The following is an 18806-nucleotide window of genomic DNA, read 5'->3' as shown; positions in this document are numbered from 1 at the left end:
TGTAGCTTGGCTGTCTTTTCAATCCAAGCTACACGAGAATTTTTTGTTAGATGAATTCCATAGACACTATACTCTAAATTTACACTATATAAAATCCTTTTTGGTACTCAAAACATTAAGTTTAAGTCACTCTTTAAGATACTTTTGATTCAGATTTTAAGAAGAATGTATAATAAGCCGTATATTTAACAATCATACTTTATTTTCTTTAAAAAGTTACCTGTTAACATTCCTGCTTCTTCAGAAGAATGGGAACAATAGTTGTTAGAAAACGGATCACAAAACCCGTGTTTTCCGCTTAGTATATGAATATCAATATTCTTTTTTCTCAAAGAATCAACTAATTCTTTTACATTAAATGATTTTTCTTGGTTTGCAAAAATCAGTAATACTGGGCATTTAGGTGTAATGTTTACATAATCTCTAATTCGTGAGCCATAATACCCTATGATACCATCACACATATTATTATCACTGCTACATATCCATGCAATTGTTGCACCTATACTATAGCCTAATAAAAAAACTTGTCTATATTCTTTTTTTGCTTGTATTATTAGCTGTTTTACTTGTTCTACCGCTAAATCAAATCCGATGTTATTCATAAAATATTGGTAGGCTTTTTCTCCCAAGTCGTAGCTAAAAGGATGATTTTGAACAATTATGTTTGGGCAAATAATATCATATCCTACCATAGAAAACTTCTTGCAAACCATCTCCATATGTTGGTTAATTCCGTATATTTCATGTAATATTATAATTACAGAATCAGAATTATTTATAATTTTCATAAATGCCTCCTTATAGTAACTAAATTAACCTTTTATTAATTCTCTATCTTACTAATGATAAAGAATTCCTTCACCACTTGTAATATTAAAAACTCTACACTTACTGAACAAATAGTTTAAAATAAATAGAAATATGTATTAACGAAACAATGCCTGCGGTATTAATGATTAGATTTGAAAACATATTATTAAACTTATTATTGATTTTATTTCTGAAAAAAAAATGAATTACAGTATGAAATATAAGAAAAATGTCCAATCCTACACTTATAGCTGTATAATATTTCCCATAACTATCCACTAATAAAAGTATTATTGTAAAATAAAGTGGCATATGCATTGCTGTAAAAACACAGTAAGCTACATCGTCTCTCATATCTTTAAGAAAAATAAATAATTTCCATTCCTGTTGACGAATTGCATCCATTTCATGTAATAGAATTAGTGAAAAATTCAAGGCAAAAAGATCTTTTATTAATAGTTCCAAATCAGTTCCCTCCTTACTCTTTCTAAATCGCATTTTCTTTCATTAGTATGTCGTATAACGTTCCTTGTTCAAGACGTCAAGAAGCCTAGAGCGACTGCACTTGGCTTCGCAGATGTGCTTTGCAGTCTTTTCATGCAAAGCGGACTTGAACATTTTGTTAGGCGAAGTACAATTTTTTACCTAATTTTTAACCTTTTATCAAGCTTTACCATAAAAGATGCAATCTTATGTTCTGGTTTTTCTAGGTTAGATAGATCAGAAAAAGTATCGAGAACTGAAGTCCCTGCTCCTAGTAAATCTTTTGTCTCTTTAGAGCACGCTAATAAGTTTCCTCCTGATACTAGTAACTTACCTCCAAATAGAAGTAGTTTCTTTATCTTACTGTTTTTGTGATGTCTTATCTTATTTTCAAGGCTTATTATTGAGGACTTAATTTTGGTATTAACAAGCATGGAACATTCATGTACAACATCATTATAAGTATGTGCTTTCCCTATTGTTTGATAAAGTGTATATGTTAAATCTAGAATGCCCGCCCTAAATTCCATAAGCTCATCCTTTAGTTGCTCTCGTGCAATCACTATATCCTCCGGATCAGTTGAAACCATTTCGGGTAATGCTAACTCGCAAACAGACGTTAATGCTAAGTGATCAGATAAAAAGCGAACATAATCTAGATTATTAACTTTCATTCCCGTTCCATAATCGCTATCTAAAGAAATAACGGGAATTTTATACGCTTCTGATACTCCATATAATATTACAGCTCTAAGCAAATCACTAATTTTTACACTTCCTTGTAACTTCTGTTGTTGAGCTAAAAAGTCGATAATATTTTTGGTAAGGCTATTTTTTCCAGAAGCGTCTGCTTTAAAATATTGTTTATTTTCTTTTTCCTCAAACTCAAATCCAGTTTCAAGTTCACCAGCCTTACTAAAATAAGTATAAGCATTTTCAGACGTATAGACTTTAACTATATTTTCATTTGACAATAGATTTAACGTTCCATTGATATATTTACTTTTCTCAATATGCTTACTAGTTACTTGATTTGAATTAAATATTTTGTCTAATTCCTCATTTTCTTCATCAATAGATTTGTTATTAAACAGCATTACTTCATCATATAAAATGCACAGGCTTGTCAATATTTTAGGATTACTAATAATAAGTGAAGGTGCATATATGATTCTTAATTTTTCATCTTTCATTCTTAACTCTCCTTTTATCTGATAAGCAATTTCGTCTAACGTTTCGTAATCAAGACGTTCCTGAACCAGACCCCAGAGGAATACTCCTTGGCTGCGCTCGCGCTGGTGAAGGAATGTACTTTGGCTGTCTTCTTAAGCCAAAGCGGACTTGAGTATTTTGTTAGGCGACGTTATTATAGTCACTATGTATCTTCCTTTCCTCTCTATATTGTCTTAACTCTGCTATGATATATATTATTAAAGAATTTAGTAACGCTGGATATAGCAATATCTGTAAAGCTAGTTCAATAATTTTCCTTGAATCATACCCGAAGACCTTACTTATTTCAATAAGGTCTACACCATTTAAAATAACAAAATCATTAACCGCTTGAATCGGAATGAGATACAATGCTAAACTTGTTATTAAAAATAAAGAAGTTAATATCTGAGCAATAATAAATGTTGCTAATTTAACTGTTTTTAACTCTCCATATTTAACTATTAATAACCATATTAAAAAGTATACTATCACATAATACACATAATCTGAGAATGGAAAATGTGGAAGGTATTTTGAGTTGTTTGCATAGTACCCTAAAGCCAATCCAATCATAGGTGCAATAAACGCTAAATAATATAAACAATCCTTAAGATTATTTAATGCTGATTTTGTAGTATAAATAAAAGTAAAAACTGAAATTAATACTCCAATTGCTTGCACTAAATAGTCAAGTTTAAAATAGGAGCCAATAAAAAATAAAATAATTAATATTATAAATAAAGTAACTTTGTAATGTTTTTGAAAAACGTTCATGAACATATTCCTCCTAATTAATTTGCACCTTTTTTCTTATGTCGCCTAACTAAAGTATTCCTACACTCTATGTCGCTCTATCCCTAAATATAATGGTATTCCCGACATTCATGTCGGGAAATATTACTGTATCTTACATCACTAAATCAGTTCAAAAAATTTTATTTTTCGATAATTTGTCTAATGGGCTCTGAATGTTAGAAAGATTTTTCTTAGTAACATGGGTATATATTTCTGTAGTTTTAGAACTTGAATGTCCTAACAATTCTTGTATAAACCTTAAATCAGTACCTCCCTCAAGAAGATGTGTTGCAAAAGAATGTCGTAGTGTATGCACTGATGCTTTTTTGTTTATGTTAGCAAGAAAACATGCTTTTTCAAATATTCTTTCCACTGTTCTTTCAGTAAGAAATTCTTCCTTATTCTGGCCAGGGAAAAACCATTTTTCAGGCTTAAATATTCTATAATATTTTCTTAATTGATTTAAAGCAATTTCAGATAGAAGTGTATATCTATCCTTTTTACCCTTCCCTTGAACAACATGAATTAGCATCCTTTTACTGTCTATATCTTCAGATCTGAGCCTTACAACTTCACCTACTCTTAATCCTGCAGAATAAACTAAAAATAATATAGTTTTATGCTTTTCATTATTAAGAGCACCTAAAATTTTCTTTACTTCCTCAAAACTCAGTACTTTCGGTAGTTTATTTTCCTTCTTGGGCCTTGGAATGGATTCAATTGTCTGCCCTTGTTTTAGCGTATCATTGCAGAGAAACTTAATAGAACTTATTGCTTGATTTGCATATGAATGTGATGAATTTTGTTCATCTAGTAGGAAAAGTATATATCTTCTTATGTCCTGTTCAGTTATTGAATCTAAATCTTTATCGATAAAGCTGGAGAAACGCTTTATATGCTTTATATAGGTCGTTCTTGTCTTAAAACTATATCCTTTCAATTTCAACTGTTCATCCATATATTTAATTATTCTTTCTGCCTTCTCATCAATAATAAAATCTATATATAATTGTTCATTTCTAAATATGTTTTTTAGTATGTTAATATTTTCATCACAAAATGGTACTGACCATTCCTTTTCATTTGGATTCCATCTATATCCCTTAATGCTTTTTATCTTATTTATTCTCTCTGTTGAATAAGTGAATGTAATAATTAACTCATTTTCAAGTTTCGACACTTTAACAGACATGGTAAAAACTCCTCTATCATTATTAGAACATATGTTTACAATTTAATTGTTACCATTATCTGTTTTGCTATTCAATATTTTATCAGTTACTATATAACTATTTAATATTCATTTCATTGTTAGATTACACTTTATAAAAGTTACCCTTATGATTGATGCCATCAAAAAAGTCCTTGATAACAACATACTTTAATTCTTTATAACCTTTCTTAAATTGTAACAAAAATGTATAACAACAAAAAATGAAAATGTCATGACTTTATAAATTAACAACATTTGAAAATATCCGACTTCCCATTATAGACATTATCTACTGTACTAAGCTTTAGCTGAGTGTAATGCTACTTAATCATCTTCTCGTTTCAAAAACACCCTTAATATCTTCTATATCTACTACACCAATTTCTCCCATCCATACTATACATTCTACAAATAATGCCATTTCCCTTTATTTTCATGGGTAAAACTTGCATAAATAGTCTATATAAGTCAATGGAACTACTTTTGTAGCTACTTCATTCGACAGTTAATAATTCTTTGCTGCCAACCTATTTTACAAAGCCCACACTACTCCACTCCGTGATGTGGGCTTTCTTCCTAAGTTTAATGCCTACCAAATCCTCTGTATCTCCGGTCTCCACTTTAACCTAGCAGTCCCAACCTCCCCATTCCTGTTCTTCGCCACAATACACTCAATAATCCCCTTACTCTCACTATCCCTATGATAGTATTCATCTCTATACAAAAACATAATCACGTCAGCATCCTGCTCTATACTTCCTGACTCTCTCAAGTCAGAAAGCATAGGTCTGTGATCACTCCTGCCCTCTGGAGCTCTTGAAAGCTGCGACAGTAGAATCAGGGTTATATCAAGTTCCTTTGCCATAAGCTTTAGCTTTCTCGTGACTTTTGAAATTTCTTGGGTTCTGTTTTCATTCTTTTCACCGCTGTCTATTAGCTGAAGATGGTCTATTACCACTATATCCAAACCTTCTTTAATCTTGATTTTTCTGCACTCACTTTTTATGGCTCCTAGTTTAAAGGTTTTATCATAGACTTTAATGTTTGAAGCTGCAAGGGTAGAGGCTGCTTTAGTTACCTTTAACCATTGTTCGTCGCTTAGTGTAGCATTTTTTATATTTTCAATAGGTATTCCAGTGTGAGTAGCTATAGTTCTGTCTATGATCTGAGTCTTTCCCATTTCAAGATTGAAAAAGGCAACCTTTGCTCCTCCTTTGAAGACAGAATTTAAAATCATATTAACTGCCATGGTTGTCTTACCCATAGATGGTCTGGCAGCAAGTATTATTAAATCCTCTTTTTGCAAACCTCCAAGCATTCTGTCTATTGACTTATAGCCGCACTTTATTCCCTGCAGCTCCCCACCTTTTTCACATCTGCTTTGAAGAGTATCCATGAAATCCTGCATGATTTCTCCCATATCTTCACTTTCTTTTATTTCAGCTGAATTTAAATTTAAAAAAGAATTCTGAGCATAGTATACTACATCTTCTGGAGATTCTTTTCCTTTTCTGAGCTTGTCCAAGGACGTATTAAATATTTTTAGAATCTCCCTGTAATTGGATTTTTCTTTAATTATTTCTCCATGTTTTTTTATATTAGATGCCGTTATACTGGTGTTTATAAGCTCAGTTATATAAGTTATTCCCCCTACTTCCTTGAGGCTTTCTCCAAGCTTATCACAAAGGGTTACAATATCTGCAGGTATGTTGTTTTCATACAGTTCCTTTAGTTTTTTAAATATTATATTATGCTTTGAGCTATAGAAATCCTCAGGCTCCAGCATGTTTATAACTTCACAGATGCTATCATTTTTTAAAAGTATAGAGCCAAGTACATTCCTCTCGGCAGTTAGGTTATAAATTTTCTCTATTTCCATAATAAATCTCCTCCAATTTTAGTCTACGTACTGATATGCCGCTGCATTGCACATATTATCATAACTATCCTCTTTATCCTTGCTTTTATTAAGCTTCTCCACTGTGGTCATTCCCTGATCTGTCCAGTTTTTAATAACAGTTTCAATGTACCCAATATGCCTTGCATTATACTTAACAGCCTCATCGATGGCAGCAATTATAACTCCTTCTTCAAGTTCACTGCTCCAAAGCCGTATTTTTTCCCTATCACATTTAGTTGCCTGATGAATATTTTTATTAAACTCTAGTAAGATTCTCCTTCTCCCCTCTTCTTTATTTTTTGCTTTTCCTTTTTTAGAAGGAGATTTTTTTGTTTCTTTTTCTTTTTTTGTTTCTTTTTCCCCTAGGTCCTTGCAAGCCCCTTCATAGGGACTTAAAATTTCTTCATCTTCCTCAGCTTCAATGTCTTGAGAAGCATTTTCTACATCGCTGACTATACTTCTTCTTTTTAAAACTATTGATGCATTCTATAATCTTTATATTACATTCTTGTCTATAATCCTCCCAGCCAATGTTAACCTTTTCATAAATAGATTCATCATAACTGTGCCTTATTAGTCCCTGAAAGTTATCAACTATTATTTGTACTTTCGACTTATCCCCTTTCTTAGCACCCTCTACTACACTTTCCATTCTTTCATCATTTAACTCTTCTAATGTCATAAATTCATTCCCCCTGAAAATTTACTGTGTATTGTTAATTTTTCCTTATATAATATAAAGACGATTTACCCCCTAAAGCACAGACAGCTTTTGAATGTAATCCTTCTTTTTTTATTACGCCATATTATCCTAAATATCCTTATTATTTTACTTATAATAATCATTTTGGTTATTTATTACAGAGATTAAAGACTATATTATATACAAAAACACTTTTTTCATCAAATATTGCCTATACAAAAGATAGAATTATGTCTTATTGTTTTTTTAATTAGGCTCTGTTAAAGAAAGATATACAATCTTTAGAATTAACATAACAGGAGGAAATATTGCATTATTTTACAGAAGTATTTATGTTAGATTCATTTGTTACTAAAGTTATAAATAAAGCTAGAGAAAAATAGATTTGTAAAAAGAAAAGTATGTCTTCATTATGAACACGGAGAAGTATTAAGGAATGATAAATTCAACAATAAGCAGAAATATATTTGTAAATCCTACAGAAAGACATTTGCTTATACATTCACCCAAAATATAATAGTAAGAAAGGTGTTAAGAAGTTAATGAAGCATTTTTCAGAGAATCGCTCAAGAGCAATCATAAGAAAAATACGACATTTAGAATGCCTCGTAAAACCCATAAAAGAGGGGTCAAAGATAGCAAGAGTAATATGAATATACTTTATCAACTAACATAATTTTTTACGAAAAAGAAAAGCCACCAGCGCAATTGTATACGATAGTGACTTTCTTATTTTCCAAAGTTTTAACAAAATCTACATATTTTTGTGCAACCTATTCTGTGTAGGAAGTGGTGATTTGATGTATTTTTCGGCTTCTTCATATTTGCCAGCGGGTATAGGTATTATTAACCTTTTTATATCCTTCACATCTAAATAATGTCTATTAGAATATCTATCTGAATATCTTGCTGGAACTGCATACTCAATTTCAATATTACCATTTTTTATTTGTTTTTTTATCAACTTACTTTTAAGAAAAACATCAAATTTAAAAATTTCATCATTTACTATAATAATACTACCCATTAAGATAACCTTACGGTTTGTAAATAATATATGGTCAATTACGCTTATGATATTTTTAGACATAGTTGTTGTAAAATATAAAAGAAAACATATCAACGTAATTAATAGGAAAGCAACAATATGCCTTCTATCCTTACTGTTTAAGAGAACGTCAAGTAAAAGGGCTGGGAACATAACAGCGCAATAGTATACTGCTGCCTTTCTAAAAGATTTCAATTCAATTATATTATTTTTTTTAAAATTATTAATGATAAAACTTATCCATTCATTTCTTGAATAATGCCATTCAGCATAATGATGCTCCTTATAATAAAACTTATTATATCTTACTGCTTTCACCATATGGTAAATGGAGGCTATTGTACACGGAATTATAGCGAATATAATAATAGCAACAATAATAAGAAGAATTATACCTTTAATATCAATACTATGTACATCACCCCTTAGTAAATGATATCTTCTTATTACTAATATTACTAAAACCATTATTGCCACATTTAAAAAGTATAATATAGAAATTCTAATCTCTCTTAAATTTATCAATTAATCACCACCATAGTTTTATTTTTCTTTGGGTAGTTATACTAATAAAGGCTTACACTCCTTGAGGTAAGCCATCTTACATTCTTTATTGCAAATTCATTAATTGTCTAGCAAAGTTTTTATTGCATCGTCCATTGAAAGAACATTAGCAAAGCGTTTATTCCAAATCTTATAATTATAAAACTCATAAAGTTTCTCACCGGATAGATACTCGTTATCGAAAGTTGTATTTGTTTCTTCTGGAATAATTATTTTATACTCATAACCAAAGGCACTTTTTAAAGTAGCATCAATACAATATTCTGTTTGAAGTCCTACAAGTATAATGGTATCTATCTCTTTACTTTCTAAATACTTTCTTAATCCAGTTTTATGAAAAGCACTATTATACTCCTTTTCAACGATAAATTCACTACTGTTAGGTGCTATATCATTGTAAATCTGCCAGCCATCTGTATCTTGCTCAAGTTCAGTACCCTTTCCATCATCATGGCGTACATATATAACTTCTTTCTTATTATCTCTTGCAGTTAAAATGAGTTTTTTAATATTTTCAATTACTTTCTGTTCATTATAAGGATGTTTCTTAATCAGTGCAGTTTGCACATCTACAACCATCAAAACAATATTATTCATATGTTTTCTTCCTTTCGCTTATAAATAATCTTTTCTTATTATTTTATATTAACAAACTTTGCATTGCTTGTGTTAGTTTGTTACCCTAAGATAATGTTTGCTAAAATTACTTCATAAATTATAAAATCACTCTGCCATTAGTTTTTCAAAGGCTTCACAACCTCTTTGTGCAACTCGTCCATCATCATCTGATGCTACACCGCTTACTCCTATTGCTCCTATGACATTACCTTCATAAATCAACTGCATGCCACCTTCAACAGGCATGGAGTTAGGTAAACTCAGCACAGCAAGATTCTCCTTTCCTTCTGCTAATAGTTTCTCATGAAATAGGGTATTTCGTCTATAATTTGCTGCATGGAAGGCTTTCTTTTGTGCTATACCTACTGCTGCATTTGTTGTATTATCCTTTCTTATAAAATGTATTAATTCCCCTCTATCATCTGTCACTGCGATAGCTACAGCCCAACCGTTATTTTCAGCTTCAGCTTCTGCAGCGGAAGAAATCACTTTAGCGGCTTCAAGGGTCAATATGGGTTTCATAAGCAATTTATTCATAGTCTGTTCCTTCCTAATTTTATTACTTTCTATTTCTGAAATATCTCAGGGTTATTTTTAAATCCATTAGACGTTCCTATGAGAAGAATTCTACAATTCTCATCCAGTATCCTTTTTTCTACTGCCGTCTTTAAAGCACTGAATACTACTGAGGACGATGATTCAAGATATAATCCAAAATGAGCCATTTGTCTGACATCATCGATTACATTATCTTGAGGTATATCAATTGCAAAACCACCGGAATCCCTTATAGCTATATAGGACTGGTAAGTTACGGTACTCCCTCCTATGGAAGCGGTTAAAGAATATTCGCCCGGAAATTCTTTTCTATAGTCTTCCCCTTTCAACACTTTAGAAAGTCTTCTAAATGGCTCCACGCAAACCAACTTTGGTAAGACATCAATATATCCAAGCTTCATCAATTCCTTAAAACCCTCAAATATTCCCCAAAGAAGGTCCCCTCTGGATACAGGCACAAATATATATTCAGGTAGATTGTCTCCAAATTCCTCATATATTTCATAAGCTATGGTCTTATATCCTTGAACTCCAAAGCAATTGCTTCCTACTGCTGGTAAAATATAATTTGTTCCAGGGTACCAATCATATTCTTCAACCATTTTCCTCATATAACCCCATCTACCATTAGTAGCTATATCATCAGCTTCATCAACTATTACTAGCTCTGCGCCTGTTGCTTCAATAGCAGTCTTATAGGCCATATTCACATTTGGTAATGATGTGATTTTACAATTCAAGCCTGAATTTGCAGCATAAGCTGCTAAGGAAATACCTGCATTGCCGCTTGAAGCAGCTACTATACCTTTTTTGCCCAATTCAAGTGCTCGAGCCACTACCAGTGGACTCATTCTGTCTTTGTGAGAACCGGTAGGATTTTGGAACTCATTTTTTATAAATATTTCTTTAACCCCCAAGAGTTCTGCCATTTTCTCAAGCTTCACCACTGGTGTATCACCTTCACCTAAGGTTGGAAATGTTTCGTAAGGAAGTATACTTCCATATTTCTGCATACCTTTTATACTAGAATTCTTGAAAACTGTTTCCTTATACTGAAATGAAATAGCGGCATTTTCCCCTTTTTCTAGGCATTTGGGGCATCCTAAAAAATAATCTCCCACCGGATATTTTTCTCCACATTTAATACAATACATTGATTCAATTTTTTCATTCATCTTATACATAAATAGTCCTCTTTTCTGTATAATAGTTTTATCGAGTTATTTACAACTTCGATTATAAAAGAGGTTTTTCTATTTGTATAACGAATATATTGAATAGCAACTATCGAAAATATTAATTATAGATAAGAGGTGATTTGATGTATGGACTATGATCTTTTAATAACCTTCATTTACTTAGCTAAGTTGAAAAACTTTACTAAAACAGCTGATCAGCTTCATGTGGTTCAGTCTACCATCACCAGCAGAATAAAAAATCTTGAATATAATATAGGGGAAACCCTGTTTATCCGAACAAATAAGAATGTGGAACTGACAAATGCGGGAGAAGCTTTTCTTCCCTACGCTAAACAGTTGCTAAGTATACAAGAATCTGCTATTTTTAGGCTTAAAGCTCTGGAATTATTCAACGATACACTTAATATTGGTGCTGTACACTCTATTTACGATTGCCATGTGCAGGATATGATTCTTAAATATATGCAGCAAAATAAAAAAATTGCAGTAAAAGTTACTATTGAACATAGTGAAGAACTGGTACAAATGCTTCATGAGGATCAGGTAGATATTGCATTTACATATTGGGACATCAAATCTCCTAAATTTATATGTGAGCCTTTCTATAGCGACAAAATCATATTGGTTACTGGTTCACAGAATAGTGCCACTGCATGCGGTATCACAGACAATGAGCTTAGAAATCTACCTTTATTGTGCTCTACAATTATGACTGCCCCATTTCAGGAATGGTTCTACTCAATTTTTCCGAAAAACTATGTATATCCACTGGATATCAATATTAGTAGTAGCATCATTAAATTTTTAAAAGAAGGAATTGGCTTTAGCTTCATGATAGAGTCCGCCGCCAAGAAGTTTCTGGAAGAAGGTTCTCTAGTAGAAGTAAAGCTTCTCGAAAGCACACCACCAAGTATAGAAAGCTATATGTTAGTAAATAGGCAGCGAATTAATTCATCAGCAGTAAGTCAATGGCTAGCAGACTTTATGCCTTCCTCTTTTTCCCGTTATTCATCGCAAGCAAATCAATAATAAGAAGCCCAGAAGCAAGGTAATTCAATGCTTCTGGGTTAAAATGTCAATAAAGTTTAACAAGCGATTTTTATATTATATTCGCTCTTCCATTATAAACAATTCCTCTTGTAACATCCATTGTTACAAATGCTCCTGTTTTTAATATTTCAGTAGCTCCACCAGCTCCACAGATAAGAGGAACTTCACTTGTAATACATTCTATAGCCAAATGAGATGTTAATCCACCCTCTTCTGCTATAACTCCACTAACTCTATCTAATACTGACAGATATTCTCTATCTAAGCTTCTTACAACTAAAATATCGCCTTTTTCTAAAGTTTCATCTGCTTCTTTAGCATTTTTAACTATTCTAGCAGTACCATATCCTGGCTTATTACCTGCACCTCTACCTTGAACTAATATGTCTCCAACTATATGAACTTTAAGCATATTAGTAGTTCCTGAATAGCTTACAGGTATTCCAGCTGCTATTACAACTAGATCGCCTTTCTTAACATATCCAGTTTGCAATGAAATCTCAACAGATTTTTCTATTAATGCGTCTGTTGAGCTAACCTTTTCTGCAAGTATCGGAAACACACCCCAATTTAATGCTAGCTTTCTAGCAACTTTATCACTTGGAGTTACTGCAATTATCGGACACGCTGGTCTGTATTTAGATACAACTTTAGCAGTATGTCCGCTTTGAGTAGCTGTAATAATTGCTGAAGCATTTAATCCTGATGCTGTTGTACATGTAGCTAAACTTATAGCATTAGCTACATTATAAATATGAGTCTCTCTCTTTTTAGTTAACAATTCTTCATAGTTTATTCTAGATTCAGCTTCCATAGCTATTCTTGCCATTGTTCTAGCAGCCTCTACAGGCCACTTTCCATTTGCTGACTCTCCACTTAACATTACAGCATCAGTACCGTCTAAAATAGCATTAGCTACGTCAGAGGCTTCTGCTCTTGTTGGTCTTGGGTTTCTTTCCATTGAATCTAACATTTGTGTAGCTGTTACAACAAATTTACCTGCTTTATTACACTTTTCAATTATCATCTTCTGGATTAATGGAACTCTCTCTATTGGAATCTCTGAACCCATATCTCCTCTTGCGACCATTATTCCATCTGAAAACTTGATTATCTCATCAATGTTGTCAACACCTTCTTGATTTTCTATCTTGGAGATTATTTGTATGTCATGTCCTCCAAATTGTTCTAACAGTTTTCTTACAGCTAAAACGTCTGAAGCCTTTCTTATAAATGATGCTGCTATATAATCTACTCCTACTTCACAACCAAATCTTAAATCATCAACATCTTTTTCTGTAAAGGAAGGTAAGTTTGTTTTTACATTAGGCACATTAGCATTCTTTTTAGTGCTTATCATTCCGCTATTTTTTACTATACAATGAATATTTGTTCCTTCTACTTCTTGTACCTCGAGTCCAATTAAGCCATCTGCCATTAGTATCATGTTGCCTGGTACAACATCTTTATATAGCTCGCGATAACTTAAATTACATTTTGTAGCATCTCCTTCTACGTCTTCTCCGCAAACTATAGTGAATTTTGTTCCTTCAACTAATTCTACTTTTTCTGGAAAGTATCCTGTTCTTATTTCAGGACCCTTAGTATCAAGAATTATACCTATTGGTTTATTGTATTTTTCTCTTAGCTTTTTTACTAAGTTTATTCTTTCTCCATGTTCTGCATGGTCGCCATGAGAAAAATTGTGTCTTGAGCAACTCATTCCTGCTTCAATTAACTTTGATAATATCTCCTCACTATCACTAGCAGGCCCGATTGTAAAAATCATCTTAGTCTTTTGCATAGTTTACTCTCCTTTTTAAATATATTCATAATAAGTGAACCCTCTGAGATTTCAGAGGGTTTACTGTATACTGAATTATGAACCTACCTTATTAGTAAAGCCTAATAGATCCATCTGCAGCATAAAAATATCATTTGCAGTAAGACCGTTCAGACTACCGGACATGAACTGAGCTTCGCCAGCAGAACAAACACCATCTTTTCGAACGTCGCCACCAGCAATAATTGTTGGTACTCCATCACCAGTGTGATCTCTTGCTTCACAAGGTGTAGAGTGATCAGCTGTAAATGTTATATAGCATTTATTAAGGTCAATTTTCTTCAGAATAGTTCCAATAACACTATCCACTTTTTCAATCATATCTTTTTTTGCAATTGGAAGGTTATCATGCCCTCCTAAATCTGTGGCTTTAACATGCATAATAACCCAATTATAGTTCTTTTCATTGAGAAGCTTAATAGCCATATCAGCCTTACCTATTAAATTGGTATCAAAACTTCCAGTAAAACTTTCATCGCTAAAGTAGTCAATTCCTACAAGTTCGGCGATACCTCCAACAGTTTTATCTCCTGCTACACAAGCAGCTTTTATATTATAAAGTTCCTTAATAGATGGTATATATTTTTTTTGACCTGCACCTCTAGTTATTATAGCATTAGCTATATTTAGGCCGACCGCATGACGCTGTTTATTTATAGGGTGGTCCTTTAAAATCTCATAAGAACGATTTGTAAATTCCCATAGGTTTTTTGCTGTTTTTTCTGCTGCACTGCTGCCGTCTAATGGACTTGGAAGAATGAGCCTCTCTCCTTCTTCTGCAGTACCCGGATCAGTGCAGGATATTTTATCACTTAACTCCTTACCTCTAAAAACAATTGCAACTCTATGCTCAGTAAGCTCCTTAACAAATACTTGTGTACCATCGGATAGTACTAAACCATTAATGGCAGATGCTAGTTCTTTCGCTCCCTCACGAATTCTGCCAGCACGTCTATCAATAACGGTATAATTATCATCAATAGTTGCAAAATTGCCCCTGAAGGCAACATCCCCTGGCATCAAATCCATTCCCGCACTAAAGGCTTCAAGTGGTCCTCTTCCAGAATACACCTTATCGCTATCGTATCCAAATATATGTAGGTGTCCAACATCAGTACCTACTCTTATGCCTGGAGATATTGGATAGACATTTCCACACATGCCTTGAGAAGCAATAAAATCTAAATTTGGAGTTTTGGCATTCTCTAATGGAGTCATATTATTTAATTTTTGGTTAGGACGATCTCCTAAACCATCTAGTATAATAAGTAGTCCCTGCTTTTTTCTCATCTTTCAAGCTCCTATCTACAATTCATAATCTTTTTCTGTTCAGTTATTTCCTTAGCTTGTCTTAGCATATCTTTATTTTTATACATAAAGAATGCAGAAATTAATATAACTGTTCCCCAAAGTATCAAAGGGAAAAAACGCCCTGTTTTATAAATATTAATGGAAAATTTAATATCTTTACCTGCTGATAGTTTTCCAAATTCAAAAGCTCCATACTTAATACCATCTTTTGAGAATATACTGTAAGTTTCCTCTGGATCATATCCTACTATATTAAAAAGTTCATACTCTTTAGGAATACCCATCTCTAAAACATATTTCTTTATTTCAATTGGAGTATTATTCACCATTTTATAAGTAACCATCTTAACATTACCTGGAAAGGTATCTTTTTGTTTTGATGGACTAATTTCATAGGTTTTCTTTTGAGTTTGAGTAATAACAAGCTCAACTTTATCTCCACTTCCCTCAAAATTTGCAATATAGTATTCAAGACTTCCGTTTTTTTCTTTTTTAAATTCGCCTATGAGTTTACCGATTTTTACATTGATATTTGTAATTTGTGCATTTTTATAACAAGGGATAATCAAAACACCCTTACTATCTGTAGTGCCCTTAATTGTGGTAGTAATAACACTATTCTCTTTATTAGGAACAACAACATCCTTGACGTAATCCAATTGCCCTGTGTTACTTGCATAAGCTACTACCGAGAATGAAAGACTTATTATAAAACCAAGCAATATAGTTAATAATTTTTTCATATCCTTTACCTCCTTACACTATTCCGATCATTTTGAACCATGTGAATGATGCAATTAGCATGATTCCCCATTTTGCAAGAAGAACTACTATTCCATAGCTCAGTTGCTCAAGAACTGTAAAATTACCTGTGCTGTAGTATATAAGGTTAACTTTACTATGAGGTGGTAATGTAACACAATCGGAGATCATAAATGAAGCTGGTAGAGCAAGAGCTACTGGATTAACGCCTGCAGCCTTGGCAACTGCTATAATCGCTGGAATAAGTATTATAGTTCTAACAGTTTTACTTGTGAATACTATATGTGAAAAACTAGCTATGAATATAACTACTGCATAAAGAGCGAAGAAGCTCAAACTTTCAACTTTAAGACTTCCAAATATTCTATTTAGTGCCCAGGATGCAACACCTGAAGAATCAAGAGCTAACCCACCAGCGTAAGCGCCACAGCTAAATATCAAGAGATTCCAAGATATTTTAGCTTCCTTCCATTCCAATATACCTATATGAGGCAAAAAGAAAAGAATAGCAGAAACAATAGCAACTATAACAAGGCTAAGCTGAAATCCAAATAATTGAACTTGCAAACTATCGATAGACCAAAGTAGTATTGTAATACCAAATATAATAAGCGCCTTAATTTCGATAGCGTTCATTTTGCCTAGATCTTTATATTCTTTTTCAAGAGCAGTTATCTTTTCTTTAGAAGCCGCTTTATTGTTAGTCTTAAACATTAGTTTACCAACAAAGAATGAAGCAACTAATGTAAGTGCGGTAATTGGTGCAGCTGCGATAAACCATTGCATCCATGAAATATTCGTTCCTGTAAGATCCTTAATGAAACTGATAGCAAGGATCTGTGATGACGTTGCTGTTACAACGGCAGCAGTAGAAAAGTTATTAGCCTGAATTCCTTGAAGAGCCAGTAGTTTACCAAAGTTCCTATCGCTCTTGTTTTCACTGTTTACCTCAAACATTTCAATAATTATCATAACAATTGGTAATAACATAGCCGCTCTTGCAGTGGTAGAAGGAACAACAAAAGAAATTAAAAAGTTAGTAAGCATAAGTACAACAAGTACTGAGTTAGTACTTTTGCCTAACTTGAGAATAAGAAACAACGCAAGCCTTTTGGCAAGTCCACTTTTTTCCATCCCGGAAGCGATTACAAAAGCTGCAATCATTAACCATATAACCTCATACCCAAATACTCCAAGAACTTCCGATTGTGTCCATGCTCCTGTAACTGGTAGAAGGACCAAAACTAAAAGTGATGTTACATAGTTTGGAATACCATTAGAAACCCAAAGTATTAATGCGAATGTGAAAATACCCATAGCCATTTTTCCAGTATAAGTCATACCTAGTGGTGTTTCCATAGTCCAGATAAGAGCTAAGACAATCAATGCAATTGGCATCCCAAAGTAAGACATTTGTAAGTCAAATGGACTTTTATTCTTTTTAACTTTCACAGTTGTACTCATAATTTATATCTCCCTTTTACTAAAATCTAAAATTTTCTCAAAAAGTTAACTATTTGATAGTCTAATAATACTTAACAAACTATAAATTAGCCAATTACATTTAATTATGATAAAAATAAATTTAATTTATTTTTATAAAAAAACCTCATAATCATAAATTATATTTATAGATCCATTTGAAATAACTGCTATAATAGCATTTATTTATACATTTTGTATCAAAAATGCTTTATAATATAATAAAAAATATTTATATATAAAAAGTTAATATTATCGTACTTTAGAATATTGATACTCTAACAAGGAGGAGGAAAAATGGATTTAGAAACCCTTCAGACCTTTTTACTTATAGCAAAAAACAACAGTTTTACAAAGACATCAGAAGAAATGTTCTGTACACAAGCTGCAGTTTCAATGAGAATTCAACGGTTAGAGAGATATCTTGACTGCAATTTATTCAGTCGCAAATCTAAAAAAGCTGAGCTAACTAAAGCCGGTCACCTTTTTTTACCTTATGCTCAACAGATATCGAATACTTTTGTAAATGCAAAAGAACATCTACTACAAGCAAAGTTAATGGAGGAATCTGAGATATCTATTGCATCATCTAACACACCTGGAACATACATATTACCAAACATAATGTTCTTATTTAGACAAAAATATCCTTATATTACAATAGTTAATCATGTACAATATACTAAAAATGTAATTAATGGTGTGTTAAATAAAAGCTACCCCATTGGAATAATTTCACAACCATATTTTTCTGATACCGATGACATATTATGCGAACCTATACTAGAAGATCCGCTGGTTGTGGTTGTAAATAACGAACATCCATGGGCCACGAAAAAAAGAATTTTTATTCATGAAATAAAAAATGAACTTTTTCTAATATCCAACCCAAATACTTCATTAGTATCTTATTTAGAGAAAGTAGGTAATTTTAAGTTTGCTTCAAATAATATATGCGTAGTTGGAAGTATTGAAGCAATAAAACAGAGCATATATAGTAATTTAGGAATATCGGTAATATCAGAAAGTGCTGTAAAACAAGAACTTAAACTAGGGTTGCTCAGTAAAGTTGAAATAGTTGATGAAATTAAGCTAATGCGTCACATATACTATATAAAACGCAAAGATGAAAAGTTATCACTTTCTACGGAACTGTTTTTGAAATTTGCAAAAGAATTTATAACTTTAAAAAATAAAGATCTTGAAAAATAATAGCTAAACATTGAACTTTATAGTTCCTACAATAAAA

Annotated in this window: 18 protein-coding genes; 2 read left to right on the top strand and 16 right to left on the bottom strand. The window is 32.3% G+C overall.

The genetic code is table 11. The annotated features are described in order from the left end of the window. Positions 1-185: 185 nt before the first annotated feature. The 12 genes from ACZ5N4_RS06455 to ACZ5N4_RS06400 form a co-directional block, all read right to left on the bottom strand. Positions 186-791, bottom strand: coding sequence for a dienelactone hydrolase family protein (locus tag ACZ5N4_RS06455; RefSeq protein ID WP_464208220.1), 606 nt, complete (start codon positions 789-791; stop codon positions 186-188). A 100-nt stretch (positions 792-891) separates the two neighbouring features. After that, positions 892-1278 carry a DUF6713 family protein gene (locus tag ACZ5N4_RS06450; protein WP_464208218.1) on the bottom strand — a complete coding sequence of 129 codons (387 nt, stop codon included), beginning with the start codon at positions 1276-1278 and terminating at the stop codon, positions 892-894. Positions 1279-1454: 176 nt separating this feature from the next. Next, a complete protein-coding gene (locus tag ACZ5N4_RS06445; RefSeq protein ID WP_464208217.1) occupies positions 1455-2489 on the bottom strand; it encodes a hypothetical protein in 1035 nt (344 codons plus the stop codon). Positions 2490-2649: 160 nt separating this feature from the next. Further along, entirely contained in the window at positions 2650-3285 is a 636-nt protein-coding gene (locus ACZ5N4_RS06440; protein WP_464208215.1) for a hypothetical protein, read from the bottom strand. Between the two features lie 151 nt (positions 3286-3436). Further along, positions 3437-4498, bottom strand: a complete 1062-nt coding sequence (gene xerA, locus ACZ5N4_RS06435) for a site-specific tyrosine recombinase/integron integrase (RefSeq protein ID WP_464208213.1) — start codon at positions 4496-4498, stop codon at positions 3437-3439. A gap of 610 nt (positions 4499-5108) precedes the next feature. Continuing rightward, entirely contained in the window at positions 5109-6398 is a 1290-nt protein-coding gene (dnaB, locus tag ACZ5N4_RS06430; RefSeq protein ID WP_464208211.1) for a replicative DNA helicase, read from the bottom strand. 18 nt (positions 6399-6416) lie between these two features. Then, the gene (locus tag ACZ5N4_RS06425) at positions 6417-6692 is read right to left on the bottom strand and encodes a DnaD domain protein (protein WP_464210848.1); all 276 of its coding nucleotides are present in this window, start codon (positions 6690-6692) and stop codon (positions 6417-6419) included. Between the two features lie 145 nt (positions 6693-6837). Further along, positions 6838-7101, bottom strand: coding sequence for a helix-turn-helix domain-containing protein (locus ACZ5N4_RS06420; protein ID WP_464208210.1), 264 nt, complete (start codon positions 7099-7101; stop codon positions 6838-6840). A gap of 775 nt (positions 7102-7876) precedes the next feature. Next, on the bottom strand, positions 7877-8695 hold the full coding sequence (locus ACZ5N4_RS06415) for a hypothetical protein (protein WP_464208209.1): 819 nt from the start codon (positions 8693-8695) through the stop codon (positions 7877-7879). Between the two features lie 99 nt (positions 8696-8794). After that, a complete protein-coding gene (locus ACZ5N4_RS06410) occupies positions 8795-9331 on the bottom strand; it encodes a cysteine hydrolase family protein (RefSeq protein WP_464208207.1) in 537 nt (178 codons plus the stop codon). Positions 9332-9457: 126 nt separating this feature from the next. Beyond that, a complete protein-coding gene (locus ACZ5N4_RS06405) occupies positions 9458-9889 on the bottom strand; it encodes a GlcG/HbpS family heme-binding protein (protein ID WP_464208206.1) in 432 nt (143 codons plus the stop codon). 29 nt (positions 9890-9918) lie between these two features. Then, entirely contained in the window at positions 9919-11094 is a 1176-nt protein-coding gene (locus ACZ5N4_RS06400) for a threonine synthase (protein ID WP_464208204.1), read from the bottom strand. A 141-nt stretch (positions 11095-11235) separates the two neighbouring features. On the opposite strand from ACZ5N4_RS06400, the gene ACZ5N4_RS06395 reads away from it, so the two are divergent. Beyond that, the gene (locus tag ACZ5N4_RS06395) at positions 11236-12138 is read left to right on the top strand and encodes a LysR family transcriptional regulator (protein WP_464208202.1); all 903 of its coding nucleotides are present in this window, start codon (positions 11236-11238) and stop codon (positions 12136-12138) included. 70 nt (positions 12139-12208) lie between these two features. On the opposite strand, the gene pyk is transcribed toward ACZ5N4_RS06395, so the two are convergent. The 4 genes from pyk to ACZ5N4_RS06375 all read right to left on the bottom strand — a co-directional run bounded on the left by pyk (position 12209) and on the right by ACZ5N4_RS06375 (position 17539). Then, positions 12209-13963, bottom strand: a complete 1755-nt coding sequence (gene pyk, locus ACZ5N4_RS06390) for a pyruvate kinase (RefSeq protein ID WP_464208200.1) — start codon at positions 13961-13963, stop codon at positions 12209-12211. A 75-nt stretch (positions 13964-14038) separates the two neighbouring features. Continuing rightward, on the bottom strand, positions 14039-15292 hold the full coding sequence (gene apgM / locus ACZ5N4_RS06385; protein ID WP_464208198.1) for a 2,3-bisphosphoglycerate-independent phosphoglycerate mutase: 1254 nt from the start codon (positions 15290-15292) through the stop codon (positions 14039-14041). 11 nt (positions 15293-15303) lie between these two features. Further along, positions 15304-16056, bottom strand: coding sequence for a hypothetical protein (locus ACZ5N4_RS06380; protein WP_464208196.1), 753 nt, complete (start codon positions 16054-16056; stop codon positions 15304-15306). Positions 16057-16069: 13 nt separating this feature from the next. Further along, positions 16070-17539, bottom strand: coding sequence for an SLC13 family permease (locus ACZ5N4_RS06375; RefSeq protein ID WP_464208194.1), 1470 nt, complete (start codon positions 17537-17539; stop codon positions 16070-16072). Between the two features lie 315 nt (positions 17540-17854). Between ACZ5N4_RS06375 and ACZ5N4_RS06370 the strand changes: the two genes are divergently transcribed. Beyond that, positions 17855-18769, top strand: a complete 915-nt coding sequence (locus ACZ5N4_RS06370) for a LysR substrate-binding domain-containing protein (protein WP_464208192.1) — start codon at positions 17855-17857, stop codon at positions 18767-18769. Positions 18770-18806 lie beyond the last annotated feature (37 nt).

The sequence above is a fragment of the Clostridium nitrophenolicum genome (genome assembly GCF_055391695.1).
The sequence above is the reverse complement of the archived record's forward strand: the minus strand, read 5'-3'. Positions and strand labels throughout refer to the sequence as shown.

Excerpts from the sequence above, each read along its gene's own strand:
- ACZ5N4_RS06455 (WP_464208220.1), bottom strand. The coding sequence starts at position 791 with ATGAAAATTATAAATAATTCTGATTCTGTAATTATAATATTACATGAA.
- ACZ5N4_RS06445 (WP_464208217.1), bottom strand. The coding sequence starts at position 2,489 with ATGAAAGATGAAAAATTAAGAATCATATATGCACCTTCACTTATTATT.
- ACZ5N4_RS06440 (WP_464208215.1), bottom strand. The coding sequence starts at position 3,285 with ATGAACGTTTTTCAAAAACATTACAAAGTTACTTTATTTATAATATTA.
- xerA (WP_464208213.1), bottom strand. The coding sequence starts at position 4,498 with ATGTCTGTTAAAGTGTCGAAACTTGAAAATGAGTTAATTATTACATTC.
- dnaB (WP_464208211.1), bottom strand. The coding sequence starts at position 6,398 with ATGGAAATAGAGAAAATTTATAACCTAACTGCCGAGAGGAATGTACTT.
- ACZ5N4_RS06420 (WP_464208210.1), bottom strand. The coding sequence starts at position 7,101 with ATGACATTAGAAGAGTTAAATGATGAAAGAATGGAAAGTGTAGTAGAG.
- ACZ5N4_RS06410 (WP_464208207.1), bottom strand. The coding sequence starts at position 9,331 with ATGAATAATATTGTTTTGATGGTTGTAGATGTGCAAACTGCACTGATT.
- ACZ5N4_RS06405 (WP_464208206.1), bottom strand. The coding sequence starts at position 9,889 with ATGAATAAATTGCTTATGAAACCCATATTGACCCTTGAAGCCGCTAAA.
- ACZ5N4_RS06400 (WP_464208204.1), bottom strand. The coding sequence starts at position 11,094 with ATGTATAAGATGAATGAAAAAATTGAATCAATGTATTGTATTAAATGT.
- ACZ5N4_RS06395 (WP_464208202.1), top strand. The coding sequence starts at position 11,236 with ATGGACTATGATCTTTTAATAACCTTCATTTACTTAGCTAAGTTGAAA.
- pyk (WP_464208200.1), bottom strand. The coding sequence starts at position 13,963 with ATGCAAAAGACTAAGATGATTTTTACAATCGGGCCTGCTAGTGATAGT.
- apgM (WP_464208198.1), bottom strand. The coding sequence starts at position 15,292 with ATGAGAAAAAAGCAGGGACTACTTATTATACTAGATGGTTTAGGAGAT.
- ACZ5N4_RS06380 (WP_464208196.1), bottom strand. The coding sequence starts at position 16,056 with ATGAAAAAATTATTAACTATATTGCTTGGTTTTATAATAAGTCTTTCA.
- ACZ5N4_RS06375 (WP_464208194.1), bottom strand. The coding sequence starts at position 17,539 with ATGAGTACAACTGTGAAAGTTAAAAAGAATAAAAGTCCATTTGACTTA.
- ACZ5N4_RS06370 (WP_464208192.1), top strand. The coding sequence starts at position 17,855 with ATGGATTTAGAAACCCTTCAGACCTTTTTACTTATAGCAAAAAACAAC.